Source organism: Roseinatronobacter alkalisoli, assembly GCF_028745735.1.
GTDB lineage: Bacteria > Pseudomonadota > Alphaproteobacteria > Rhodobacterales > Rhodobacteraceae > Roseinatronobacter > Roseinatronobacter alkalisoli.
This window is the reverse complement of the sequence record NZ_JAQZSM010000009.1, coordinates 1-12,798: the sequence shown is the minus strand read 5'-3', so window position 1 is coordinate 12,798 and position 12,798 is coordinate 1. Positions and strand designations below refer to the sequence as shown.

Sequence of the window (12,798 nt, the reverse complement as noted above, 5' to 3'; positions counted from 1 at the left end):
TCCCATACCAAAAACGCATCGCGGCAAACATGAAAACCCGTTTCCCATCCTGCCTGCCGCGCGTTAGGGTAGGCGCAAATGACCAAGGCCCCGACACATGACTGACAGTCAAACCCCCTATCAGGTTCTGGCGCGTAAATACCGCCCAGAGAGTTTTGCCGATCTTATCGGTCAGGACGCGATGGTGCGCACCTTGCGCAACGCCTTTGCAGCAGACCGCATTCATCATGCTTTCGTCATGACCGGCATTCGCGGGACCGGCAAAACGACTACGGCAAGGATCATCGCCAAAGGGCTGAACTGTATCGGCCCGGACGGGCAGGGCGGGCCGACCACCGAACCTTGCGGGCAGTGCGAGCATTGCCGCGCCATCACTGATGGCCGCCATGTTGATGTCATGGAAATGGACGCCGCATCGCGCACAGGCGTGGGCGACATCCGTGAAATCATTGACAGTGTGGCCTATCGCGCGGCATCGGCGCGCTACAAGATCTATATCATCGACGAAGTTCACATGCTGTCGAATTCCGCCTTCAACGCGCTGTTGAAAACGCTGGAAGAACCGCCTGCGCATGTGAAATTCATTTTTGCCACAACCGAAATCCGCAAAGTGCCTGTGACGGTCCTGTCGCGCTGCCAGCGGTTTGATCTGCGCCGGGTTGAACCGGAAGTGATGATTGCGCATCTGGCGCGTGTGGCGCAGGCCGAAGGCGGGCAGGTTGCCGATGATGCGCTGGCGCTGATCACGCGCGCCGCCGAAGGGTCGGTGCGTGACGCCATGTCGCTGCTCGATCAGGCCATCAGCCATGGCGCGGGGGAAACCAGCGCCGATCAGGTGCGCGCCATGCTGGGGCTTGCGGACCGCGCGCGGGTGCTGGACCTGTTTGACCATATCATGCGCGGCGATGCGGGTGCGGCGCTTGCGGAACTATCGGCGCAATATGCTGACGGGGCCGATCCGATGGCGGTGTTGCGTGATCTGGCGGAAATTACCCATTGGCTGAGTGTGACCAAGGTGACGCCGGACGCGGGCAGCGACCCCACCATCAGCCCCGAAGAACGCGATCGTGGCATGGAAATGGCGCAGGCCCTGCCGATGCGGGTGTTGACGCGGGCCTGGCAGATGCTTCTGAAAGCGCTGGAAGAAGTGGCCGCCGCGCCCAATGCGATGATGGCCGCTGAAATGGCGATTATCCGCCTGACCCATGTGGCTGACCTGCCCAGCCCCGAAGAAGTGCTGCGCAAATGGCATGACCAGACCCCACCCGCACCATCCGGTGGTGGTGGGACCACGCGCGCGCCATCCGCCGCAGTCAGTGCCGGCCGTAATGGCGCGCCTGCCATGGCATCCGGTCGGGCCGGTACAGGTGCGACCCCGCAAGCGGCCCTTGCAGGGGCGGCCCCCGCGCTGGCATTTTATCCGCAGTTTGACGATGTTGTTGCCCTGATCCGCGAGAAGCGCGACATGGCCCTGCTGATGGAGGTGGAAAACTGCCTGCGTCTGGTGCGCTACAGTCCGGGACGGGTGGAATTCGAACCCACGCCGGATGCGGTGCCTGATCTGGCCGCGCGGCTTGCGGGCCGTTTGCAGGGCTGGACCGGCGCGCGTTGGGGCGTGTCGGTCACATCCACAGGCGGCGGGCCGACGCTGGCCGAAACCCGCGCGCAGCAGCGCGGCGCCCAGGAAGCCGAAGCCATGGATAATACGCTGGTTGCGGCAGTATTTCAGACCTTCCCACAGGCGCGGATTGCCGATATCCGCGAGATCGGCCAATCGGACGCGCAGATCGAAAGCGAAGCGCTTGCCCCCGCCGAAGATGAACTGGACCCGGACTGGGATCCGTTTGACGATAGATGATGAAAGGACACTGACATGTTCAAGGGTATGGGCGGTCTTGGCGATATGGCCAAGATGATGAAGACCGCGCAGGAAATGCAGGGCAAGATGGCCCAGCTTCAGGAAGAGTTGAAATCCATCATGGTGACGGGTGAATCCGGGGCCGGGCTGGTTAAGGCAACAGCGAGTGCAAAAGGCGAACTGACAGGGCTGGATATCGATCCTTCCATCTTCAATGCCGAAGAAAAGGAAGTGGTTGAGGATCTGATCCTTGCCGCCATCAAGGACGCGCAGGCCAAAGCAGAGCAGCGTTCCAAGGAAGAAATGGGCAGGATGGCCGAAAGCCTGGGCCTGCCGCGCGACATGAACCTGCCGTTCTAGACACCAACGCGAATGGACCGCGCCCCCAATGACATAGAAGCGTTGATCGCACAGATGGCGCGTCTGCCCGGTCTGGGGCCGCGGTCTGCGCGCCGACTGGTGCTGCATCTGATCCAGCGCCGCGACCAGTCCATGCGCCCGCTTCTGGCGGCGCTGGACCGCGTTTCCCAAAGCGCGCAGACATGTTCGCAATGCGGCAATATCTCGACTGCGCCGGTCTGTGCAATCTGCACCGATACGCGGCGCGCGACCGGGGAGATCTGCGTGGTCGAGGATGTCGCGGATCTGTGGGCGATGGAACGCGGTGGCGTGTTCAAGGGGCAGTATCATGTCCTTGGCGGCACACTTTCGGCGCTAGATGCCATTGGACCGGAAGACCTGCGCATTCCCCAATTGGTGGACCGCGTGGGCAACGGGGGGGTGCGCGAAGTGATCCTTGCGCTTGCGGCCACAGTCGATGGCCAGACCACTGCGCATTACATTGCTGACGCGCTGGGGCATACCGGCGTGAAGATTACCGCGCTGGCGCAGGGCGTGCCAATGGGGGGCGAGTTGGACTATCTGGATGACGGCACGATTGGCGCGGCCCTGCGTGCGCGCAAGGATTTCTGAGGCCGCGCGGCGGTTTGTCTGATTGTGCTGAGAGGGGGGGGCGGATACGCACCAAGCCCGCGCAAGCGGTGGGCCGGGGTCTGCCGGTCCGACGTGATAGGGGTGCACTTTATGCAGGCTCCATATCCCTGCCTTCAAGCCCTGGCATGACACCAGCGAAACCGGCAGGCCGCGGGACGGCCCACCGGTGGCGCGGCGGCCTGCGGCCTTTGCTCCGCGCCTTTTGATCCTCCAATGGTCCGTTTTCGACGGGGCCGGGGCACCCTATAGCCGGATCGTTGAAATCAGGCGTCCGTAATCGGCCTGCCCTTCATGCACGGACCGGCGGAAGGAATAGAACATTGCCGGGTCCGAATAGGTGCAATGCCCGGTCCAGCAGGCATCCCCGATCCCGGCATCGCGCAGCCTGTGCAGGCCGAAACCTGTCAGGTCGAACATATAGCGCCCATCCTGCCCATTGGCGAAAAACCGTGCATAGCCGCTGTCTTCGGCCATGAATTCATCCAGAAATTCCGGTCCCACCTCATAGGCGCGCTGGCTGATGCAGGGACCGATGACCGCGCATGTGGTCGCGCGGGTTGCGCCAAGGGCCTCCATCGCGTCAAGGGTGTTTTCCAGAACCCCCGCAAGCGCACCGCGCCACCCGGCATGCGCCGCGCCGATCACGCCCGCGTCATGGTCTGCAAACAGCACCGGCTGGCAATCCGCGGTCAGCACAGCCAGCGCAAGACCCGGCGTGGTGGTCACCATCGCATCGGCCTGTGGTCGCGGCTGGCCATCGGGCAGCGGACCATCAAGGGAAATGACAGTCGCGGAATGGGTCTGGTGCAGGGTGACCAGCGCTGCGGGGTCAACATTCATGGCACTGGCCACCCGGTTGCGGTTTGTGCGCACGGTTTCGCTTTGGTCTGTTGAACCCGGCCCGCAATTCAGCCCCGCGAATATGCCCGATGACGCGCCGCCGCGCCGGGTAAAGAACCCGTGGCGCAGGGGGGACAGGCTGTCGGCAGTCAGTATTTCCAGCGTCATGATCCAAATCCGGGCGGGACAGGGGTGGTCTGCGGATGCAGGCCCAGCACTTTGAACAGGTGACCCATTTCCTGCGGGTGCGTCAAGCGCCGATGCGCCGCGATATGTGCCTGAAGGGCCGCCCCGTCCAGACTGCGCGCCAGCGTTTGCGCACGCTGCGTAATGCCCAGCCGTTCCAGAAACACCCCTTGCGGGGTAAGGTCGGTGGCGTGCAGGGGGGCGGCTGCCTGCGCCAGTGCTTCGAAATCGACATGGGCGGTCAGATCAGCCTGTCCGGGATGAGCCAGCGGGTCATCATGGGCGTGCTGGTAAAGCGCCTGAAACGTGTCACCGCGACTGCGCCAGTCGCCGTAATCGATGATCAGCGCACAACCGCCATGCTTGTCAATCTGTGTGGCCATCGCCGCCAGAACATGGGCGGCGGGCGCGCAGGTTTCAACCATCTGCCCCTCTGCCATGTCGGCAAGCCGGTGTTCCAGTGCTGCCAGCGCTGTGACCGGTCCCAGCCCGAAGGCAAGTTTGCCGTCCCTTAGGCCCACCATGCGTTCCCGCCACCCGTTGCCTGCGCGCAGGAATTGGCGGATGGGTAGCGCGTCGAAAAATTCATTGGCGATGATGAACAGGGGCGCATCGGGCAATGTGTCGGCGCTGTCATGAAATTGGGCGTCCGGCAGGTTTCGGGCCTGCATGCGCCGCAATACGGGCGATGCCTCGACAAGGTGCAGGCGGGCGGCATCATTAAAGCGTGGCACAGCGCGGGTGGCGCGCAGCAAATCGGCCATCAGCGTGCCGCGACCGGGGCCAAGCTCCGCCAGTGTGAATGGTGCGGGGCGGCCCTGATCCATCCAGACCTGCGCGATGCAAAGCCCCAGAATTTCGCCGAACATCTGGCTGATTTCAGGCGCGGTAGTGAAATCACCCTGCGTCCCGAACGGGTCGCGCGTGGTGTAATAGCCATGCTGCGGGTGCAGCAGGCAGGTGGTCATGTATTCCGCCACGGTAATCGGCCCCTGTGCCGCGATCTGGCGGATCAGGCTGTCGCGCAGTGCAGTCATGAACGCCTGCTTTTCCACAGCAGGGCCAGACCGATGATGATCATGGGCAGTGACAGAACCTGTCCCATGCTGACGCCCAGGGGACCGAGTGTCAGCACATGCCCCAGGGGGTTCCCGGGTGTAATGAACTGCGCATCGGCCTGACGCCAGAATTCGACCGTGAAACGCGCAATCCCGTAGCCTGCGATAAAGACGCCGGTGATTGCACCGGGGGTTTTCAGCCAGCCCTTGCGCCAGACCAGCCAGGCCAGAAGGCCGAACAGCACAGCCCCTTCAAGCGCTGCTTCATAAAGCTGGGTCGGGTGGCGCGCGCACATCGCCATTGGCCAGTCCCAGGGGCAGGACTGCGCCTGCGGGCCGGGAAAGACCACGCCCCATGGCAGGGTTGTCGGGCGGCCCCATAATTCGGCATTGATGAAATTGGCAACCCGTCCCAGACCAATGCCGATGGGGGCGACAAGGGCCATGGAATCAGCCAGTTGCAAGGGCGGCACGCCATGGCGGCGGCAATAGATCAGGCCTGCGATGATGACCCCTGCAAGCCCGCCGTGAAAGGACATGCCGCCTTCCCATATGCGCAGAATTTCAGCCGGATAGGTCAGGTAATAGCTGGTCTGGTAAAACAGCACGAATCCCAGCCGCCCGCCCAGAATGACCCCGATGATGACATAGGTCAGCAGCCCCTCGACCCGGGCGGGGGGCATGGGGGCGGTATCGGCAGGCCACAGGGCAGGGCGTTTCATCAGCGACTGGATGATCCACCACCCCAGCAAGAACCCGACGATATAGGCCAGCGCGTACCAGCGCAGCGCGAAAGTGAAACTGCCCAGATCGATCTGAAAAATTTCGGGAGAAAGGTCGGGAAACATGATGGCAAGGGGAAGGGTCATCTGGCGGCCTTCAGCAAAGGAATGTCGCGCTTGTCTGGCGCGGCATGGCAGGGGAAGTCAACCTTGAGTTTCCCGCGCCAAGGTCACATATAGGATAAAAGCCAAACGCCAAAGGGGCCAAGATGCAAAGCCGCAACCGTTTTCTGGACGACATGTCACAACTGATGACCAACGCGATGGGCGTGGCGCAAGGTGCGCGTACTGAAGCCGAGACCGCGATGAAAAGCCTGCTGGACCGCTGGCTGGCTGATCGTGATTTCGTCACGCGCGAAGAATTCGACGCAGTGCGCGCGATGGCGCAGAAAGCACGGGAAGAAAATGAAGCGCTGAAAGCGCGCCTTGCGGCGCTGGAAGCGGGCGGGGGCACTGACGCGGACTGAAGCGGCGGGGTGCCGGATCAGGGTGACATCTAGCCTGCCTTGCAAAGGGTGGCTGGATTCGGCGTGAAAAGGGTGTCTGGGATTCCCAACGCGCGCGAAACAAAAACCGCGAGGCTGGCCCACGCCATAGGTCTGGCCGTCCCGCGGCCTGCCGGTTACGCCAGGCCCTGAACGTGGGTGTTATGCCGCCGGTATAAAGTGAACTCCCCCAACGTCGGAGCGGCAGACCCCGGTCCAATGTTGGCGCGAACTTTGTGTGCCCAACGCCCGTTTCACGCCATCTCCCGTAACCGGGATGGGGCAGCCGGATCACCCGGCCGCCCCTTTTTTTCATTCAGCGTTGCGGATCAGCGCGCGCAGTTCTGACCGGATGGTTTCCATGCGGGTTTCGGCAGCCGTGATCGCTGCGCGCCCGGTGTCGATTTCGGCTTCGATTGCATCGACCCGTGCGCGGCGATCGCGCGACGCAGGGCTGTCATCGCCCAGTTGAACGATCAGCCCGACCAGACGTTCCTGATCTGCGATCAGGGTTGCTTCGGCGTCTTGCAGGCGTGCAATCTCGCGCTGCAGGCCGGCTTCTTCCGCGCGCAGTTCCTGCATGTCCGTCAGCAGGTTCTGCATGTCGCTACCGGCAAGGCGTGTGGACCAGTACCCCAATGTGTCAAGGTCCAGATCCAGCAACGCAATCCGCCGCGCGGTCCGGCGATGCTCGACAACCTCATGCGTGGTCAGTTCGCCTTCTTCCAACTCCAGCGTGAAGCGCATGTCATCCAGCCCCAATGTGCCGCCTTCGGTGCCGATCTGCCAACCCTGCCGCAGCGGATGCGCGATGGTCAGAACGCGCGCGCCCTGCGCGGCACCTTCGATATGATAGGTGGTGCGTTGCTCCAGCCGTTCTTCGGCCAGCATGACACCGTCGACAATCCGGGCGGATTGCACGGTTTCGGTTTGCGCCACATCTTCGCGCAGGCTCACGGCAGTATCATGGGCAAATTCCACGATTTCGGTGTCGCCGGGGGCAAGTTCGGGGATCATGGCGTCGCCCGCATGGCCGCGCCCGGCGTCATAGAGCGTCATGATGCCCGCAGGCAGGCGCAGCGGCAGCGGGTTTTCCACGACAATGGCAATCATCGGATGGCGCGCGCCTGTGCCGCCGCGGAAAATTGTCAGCCGTGCATCGTCCAGTGTTTCACGCAGGAAGGGCAGGCTGATCATGTCGCCTGCGCTTAATGTGACAGTGGGGGACAGGGTGAAGCGCGAAAAGCTGTCGCCATCATCCATGGCCACAGGCGCCACGTCATAGGCTGCGTCAAACCCCATGCTGCGTTCCATAGGCGCGCTGGCCATCACCGCAGATTCGGCCAGCATCGGCGCGGCCAGTTTGCGGCTGCCATGCTGGCGGTCATAAAGCTGCGCCTGAAGCGCCTGAACCGCACCGGTGGCCAGCGTCAGCTGCACATCCTGCCAGTCATGCCCGGTGGCGTTTTCAACCACGGCCCAACCGTCCAGAACTGTCCCGTCCGGCCCGGTTTCAGCCCGCCAAGCGGTTTTCCAGACCGGGGCGGATTGCAGCCATGCCAGCGAAATTTCATCCGCATCTGCCATGCTGCCGGGGTTGGCCACATTCAGCTGAACATCCAGCATATGCCCCTGACCAGCGGCGCGCAGCGCATCCAGCCCGCGCCCCAGCGCCGCGCTGTCGGTGTCATCGCTGAAACTTACTTCGGTTGCATCATCCAGCAGGACCTGTCGTATCTGCCCGGTATCCGTGCGCAGGGCCAGCGCGACACAGCCTTGTTGCCCGTCGGTTGTGCAGGGCACATCGCGGGTGCCCATGATGCGCCCTTCAAGGTCAAGACCGCGCCGCGACACAGCGACAGGTGCGCCGATCATCGCATCCATCAGCGCGCGCAGGTTGGTCAATGCCGCTGCGTCAAAGGGCAGCGCGTCAAAACTGTCCTGCAACCCGCCCGGGCCGGTCAGCGTCAGCAGGGGCACGCGGCCTTGCAGGTCCGACAGGCGCAGGGATTTCAGAAAATCGTCAATATCGGCGCGCCGCACCGGCAGGCGCAGCCCGTCTGCGCCAAGATTTGCCTGCGCTTCGATCATGGCCAGCCCCGCTGTGGACAGCGTGACGGCACGTATCTGTGTTTCGGCCAGGGCCGGCAGGCTGAAACCTGCGCATATGATGACAAGTGGAAGGGAACGCATCGGTTTATACTCTCCGTTTCGGGTATTTCGGGGCAGCGTAGAACGCCGCAGGCTGGCCGCGCAAGCGACCTTTGCGTGATCACCCGCAGGGACGGGCAGTCTGCGTCTTGGGGGTGGACCTGTGGCATGGTTGGGGCTATTGCAAAAACATGGCACAAGATGACGATCATTCCAAAGACGCAAGCGCCCCGGTGGCCGAATCCCTGCGCCGGGCGCTGGGGTCGCGCTATCTGCAATATGCGCTGTCCACCATCATGCACCGCGCCCTGCCTGATGCCCGCGACGGGCTGAAACCCGTGCATCGGCGCATTCTGTTTGCGATGCGCGAACTGAAACTGTCGCCCACCGGGGGATTTCGCAAATCCGCCAAGATTACCGGCGATGTGATGGGCAATTATCACCCCCATGGCGATGCCGCGATTTATGATGCGATGGCGCGTCTGGCGCAGGATTTCAACGTCCGCTACCCGCTGGTCGACGGGCAGGGCAATTTCGGCAATATCGATGGCGATAACCCCGCCGCCGCGCGCTATACCGAAGCGCGCATGACCAAAGCCGCCGAGGCGTTGCTGGAAGGGTTGTCCGAAAACGCAGTTGATTTTCGCCCCAATTACGACGGCACGCTGGAAGAACCCGTTGTCCTGCCCGCAGCATTCCCGAATCTGCTGGCCAACGGGGCCAGCGGTATTGCGGTTGGCATGGCGACCAATATTCCGCCGCATAATCTGGATGAACTGATCGAAGGGTGTCTGGCGCTCATTGCCGCGCCTGATCTGCCGGATGCGGACCTGGTCAAGCTGATTCCCGGCCCGGATTTCCCCACTGGCGGCGTGATCGTGGAACCCGCCGAATCGATCCTTGCCGCCTATCAGTCCGGGCGCGGGTCATTCAGGCTGCGCGCGCGCTGGCAGATCGAGGATCTGGGCCGTGGGCAATGGCAGGTGGTGGTCACTGAAATTCCGTTTCAGGTGCCCAAAAGCCGCCTGATCGAAAAACTGGCCGAAGTGATCCAGACGCGCAAAGTGCCGCTGCTGGCGGATGTGCGCGACGAATCCGCCGATGATGTGCGCATTGTTCTGGAACCAAAGTCACGCAGCGTCGATGCTGATCTGATGATGGGAATGCTGTTCAGAAACAGCGATCTGGAAACCCGTTTCAGCCTGAACATGAATGTGCTGATCGACGGTCTGACACCAAAGGTGTGCAGCTTGCGCGAGGTTCTGCGCGCCTTTCTGGACCACCGCCGCGAGGTGCTGAAACGTCGCAGCGAACACCGGCTGGCCAAGATCGACCACCGGCTGGAAGTGCTGGAAGGGTTCATCATTGCCTTTCTGAACCTTGACCGGGTGATTGACATCATCCGCTATGATGACGCCCCGCGCGCGGCGTTGATGCGCGAACTCTGGGGGCGTGACTTCATCCGCGCCACATCTGAAGCCGACTATGTTTCCCCCCCCGAAGGCGAGGGGGAACTGACCGAGCTTCAGGCAGAATCCATTCTGAACATGCGTCTGCGGTCTTTGCGGCGTCTGGAAGAAATGGAACTGGTGCGCGAACGCGATGACCTGCTGCGCGAACGCGCCGGGCTGGAAGACCTGCTTGCGTCTGACCGGTTGCAATGGAAGCTGATCAGCACCCAGCTGCGCGAGGTGCAGGGCGCATTTGGCAAGGCAACCGATCTGGGCCGACGCCGCAGCGATTTCGCCATCGGTCAGGACGTCGAGGATGTTCCGCTGGAAGCCATGATCGAACGTGAACCGATTACGGTCGTCTGCTCGAAAATGGGCTGGATTCGCGCGATGAAGGGGCATGTCGCGCTGGATCAGGGGTTCAAGTTCAAGGATGGCGATGACGGGCGTTTTGCCTTTCATGCCGAAACCACCGACAAGATTGTCCTGTTCGGGTCGAACGGGCGGTTCTACACGCTGCTGGGGGCGAATCTGCCGGGCGGGCGTGGCATGGGGGAACCTGTGCGCCTGATGATCGATCTGCCCAACGAGGCCGAAATAGTCGATCTGTTCACCCACCGGGCCGGGGGGCGGCTGGTCGTTGCCTCCAGTGCGGGGGACGGGTTCGTTGTGCCCGCCGACGAAATCGTCGCGCAGACGCGCAGCGGCAAGCAGATTCTGAACCTGAAACCGGGTGTGCGCGCCCATGTGTGCCGCTTTGCCGAAGGTGACCATCTGGCCGTTGTCGGTGAAAACCGCAAATTGCTGGTATTCCCGATGGTTGAACTGCCGGAAATGGTGCGCGGCAAGGGGGTAAGACTGCAATCCTACAAGGATGGCGGGCTGTCGGATCTGACAACCCTGACATTGCAGAATGGCCTTAGCTGGAAAGACCCTGCAGGGCGCACCCGTCTGGAAACGGACCTTGCCGAATGGCTGGGTAAGCGCGCCAGTGCGGGGCGGATGGCCCCGCGCGGGTTCCCGCGTGACAACCGCTTCACCTGAATGCGCTGTGCATTTGCGCATTCAGGGTAAATCCGCTAGACCAAGGCAAAACGGATATAGGGTGCGGAATATGGAATTTTCCGGTTTGAAAACACGCATATGTGGTGCGCTTGCAGCGCTGGCGTTGCTGGGGGCCTGCACCAGCGGGGCACAGCTTGGTGAAGAACGCAGCGAGTTGGGCGATTTCCGTCTGGGGCACGCGATTGTCGTTACCGATGGCGCAACCATTGGCCCCGCATCGCGCCGCGCCGATCCCGGCGTGTGGGAAAGTACCCTGACCGATGAAGTCCAACGCCGTTTCGGGCGCTATGATGGCGATAAATACTACCATATCGCCATTGCGGTGCAGGGCTATGTGCTGGCGATTCCCGGTATCCCGATTGTGGCCGCGCCTAAATCCGTGCTGATCCTTGGTGTGACCATATGGGATGACGCAGCCCAGAAAAAGCTGAATGACACACCACACCGGATCACAGTGCTGGAAAGCCTGTCGGGGGAAACCGTCATCAGCTCGGGCCTGACCCAATCTGCGGAAGAGCAGATGCAGAACCTGTCAGAAAATGCAGTTGCAGCGATCGAACGCTGGATGGCCACCAAGACCGAATGGTTCCCGCCCCGCACGACGCTGGTGGAACCGGAAGTCGTGGAAAATGCCCCGCCTGACGCTGCCGCAAGCGAAAGTTGAACATAAGGTTCAGGGACAATCGCAAATTCCGGCCGATGTGCGCTTGATTTTTTGCCTTTGACTCAGTAACAGGCGCGCGTGTCATCTCGGGGTCGTATCTGCGGCTCAGCAACAAAGGGTGCCGAAACAATGGCAAAGCAAAAGTTTGAACGCAATAAACCGCATGTGAATATCGGGACGATCGGGCATGTTGACCACGGCAAGACGACGCTGACGGCCGCGATCACCAAGTATTTCGGTGATTTCCGCGCCTATGACCAGATTGACGGTGCGCCGGAAGAGAAAGCGCGCGGGATCACGATTTCGACCGCGCATGTGGAATATGAGACTGACTCGCGTCACTATGCGCATGTCGACTGCCCTGGCCACGCTGACTATGTGAAGAACATGATCACCGGTGCGGCGCAGATGGATGGTGCGATTCTGGTGGTGAACGCGGCTGATGGTCCCATGCCGCAAACGCGCGAGCATATCCTGCTGGGCCGCCAGGTCGGCATCCCGTTCATGGTTGTTTACATGAACAAGGTTGACCAGGTTGATGACGAGGAACTGCTGGAGCTGGTGGAAATGGAGATCCGCGAGCTGCTGACCTCCTACGACTATCCCGGCGATGATATTCCGATCATCAAAGGCTCGGCTCTGGCCGCGATGGAAGGCCGCGATCCCGAGATCGGCGAGAACTCGATCCGCGAATTGCTGGCGGCTGTCGACAGCTACATCCCGACGCCTGAGCGTGCGGTTGACCAACCCTTCCTGATGCCGATCGAGGATGTGTTCTCGATTTCCGGTCGCGGGACAGTTGTGACCGGTCGTGTGGAGCGTGGCGTGATCAATGTGGGCGATTCGATTGAAATCGTCGGCATCCGCGACACCAAGACCACGACCTGTACCGGTGTGGAAATGTTCCGCAAGCTGCTGGACCGCGGGGAAGCAGGCGACAATATCGGCGCGCTGCTGCGTGGTATCGGCCGTGAAGACGTGGAACGTGGCCAGGTGCTGTGCAAACCGAAATCGGTGACACCGCACACCAAATTCGAAGCCGAAGCCTATATCCTGACCAAGGAAGAAGGCGGCCGCCACACGCCGTTCTTTGCGAACTACCGTCCGCAATTCTACTTCCGCACGACGGATGTGACCGGCATGGTGCAGCTTCCCGAAGGTACGGAAATGGTGATGCCGGGCGACAACCTGAAATTCGTGGTTGAACTGATCGCGCCCATCGCCATGGAAGAAAAACTGCGCTTCGCCATCCGCGAAGGCGGCCG

Annotated in this window: 11 protein-coding genes; 7 read left to right on the top strand and 4 right to left on the bottom strand. The window is 61.9% G+C overall.

Annotated features, from left to right (window positions below):
* Positions 1-97: 97 nt before the first annotated feature.
* Genes PUT78_RS11115 through recR form a run of 3 tightly spaced genes read left to right on the top strand, consistent with a single transcriptional unit; the run spans position 98 to position 2,830 of the window.
* Positions 98-1,858: a DNA polymerase III subunit gamma/tau gene (locus PUT78_RS11115; protein WP_274352338.1), complete on the top strand. Its 1,761-nt coding sequence runs from the start codon at positions 98-100 to the stop codon at positions 1,856-1,858.
* Between the two features lie 15 nt (positions 1,859-1,873).
* Positions 1,874-2,218: a YbaB/EbfC family nucleoid-associated protein gene (locus PUT78_RS11110; protein WP_274352337.1), complete on the top strand. Its 345-nt coding sequence runs from the start codon at positions 1,874-1,876 to the stop codon at positions 2,216-2,218.
* 12 nt (positions 2,219-2,230) lie between these two features.
* Positions 2,231-2,830: a recombination mediator RecR gene (gene recR / locus PUT78_RS11105; protein ID WP_274352336.1), complete on the top strand. Its 600-nt coding sequence runs from the start codon at positions 2,231-2,233 to the stop codon at positions 2,828-2,830.
* A 264-nt stretch (positions 2,831-3,094) separates the two neighbouring features.
* Here the strand turns inward: recR and pgeF are convergent, their stop codons facing one another.
* The 3 genes from pgeF to lgt are packed head-to-tail and all read right to left on the bottom strand — an operon-like array spanning position 3,095 to position 5,804.
* Entirely contained in the window at positions 3,095-3,859 is a 765-nt protein-coding gene (gene pgeF / locus PUT78_RS11100) for a peptidoglycan editing factor PgeF (RefSeq protein WP_274352335.1), read from the bottom strand.
* On the bottom strand, positions 3,856-4,914 hold the full coding sequence (locus tag PUT78_RS11095) for a class I SAM-dependent methyltransferase (RefSeq protein ID WP_274352334.1): 1,059 nt from the start codon (positions 4,912-4,914) through the stop codon (positions 3,856-3,858). The genes pgeF and PUT78_RS11095 overlap by 4 nt, the downstream gene beginning before the upstream one ends.
* On the bottom strand, positions 4,911-5,804 hold the full coding sequence (lgt, locus tag PUT78_RS11090; RefSeq protein ID WP_274352333.1) for a prolipoprotein diacylglyceryl transferase: 894 nt from the start codon (positions 5,802-5,804) through the stop codon (positions 4,911-4,913). Before lgt ends, PUT78_RS11095 begins: the two co-directional genes overlap by 4 nt.
* Positions 5,805-5,926: 122 nt before the next feature.
* Here lgt and PUT78_RS11085 point away from each other — a divergent pair, with 122 nt between their 5' ends.
* A complete protein-coding gene (locus tag PUT78_RS11085; RefSeq protein WP_274352332.1) occupies positions 5,927-6,184 on the top strand; it encodes an accessory factor UbiK family protein in 258 nt (85 codons plus the stop codon).
* Positions 6,185-6,514: 330 nt separating this feature from the next.
* Here PUT78_RS11085 and PUT78_RS11080 read toward each other — a convergent pair whose 3' ends face one another.
* Entirely contained in the window at positions 6,515-8,395 is a 1,881-nt protein-coding gene (locus PUT78_RS11080) for a hypothetical protein (RefSeq protein ID WP_274352331.1), read from the bottom strand.
* Between the two features lie 149 nt (positions 8,396-8,544).
* Between PUT78_RS11080 and PUT78_RS11075 the strand changes: the two genes are divergently transcribed.
* From PUT78_RS11075 to tuf, 3 genes are all read left to right on the top strand, one after another.
* The gene (locus PUT78_RS11075) at positions 8,545-10,848 is read left to right on the top strand and encodes a DNA topoisomerase IV subunit A (RefSeq protein WP_274352330.1); all 2,304 of its coding nucleotides are present in this window, start codon (positions 8,545-8,547) and stop codon (positions 10,846-10,848) included.
* A 70-nt stretch (positions 10,849-10,918) separates the two neighbouring features.
* A complete protein-coding gene (locus tag PUT78_RS11070) occupies positions 10,919-11,533 on the top strand; it encodes a 6TM ABC transporter family protein (RefSeq protein ID WP_274352329.1) in 615 nt (204 codons plus the stop codon).
* Between the two features lie 129 nt (positions 11,534-11,662).
* A partial coding sequence (tuf, locus tag PUT78_RS11065) for an elongation factor Tu (RefSeq protein ID WP_274352328.1) occupies positions 11,663-12,798 on the top strand: 1,136 nt, incomplete at its 3' end.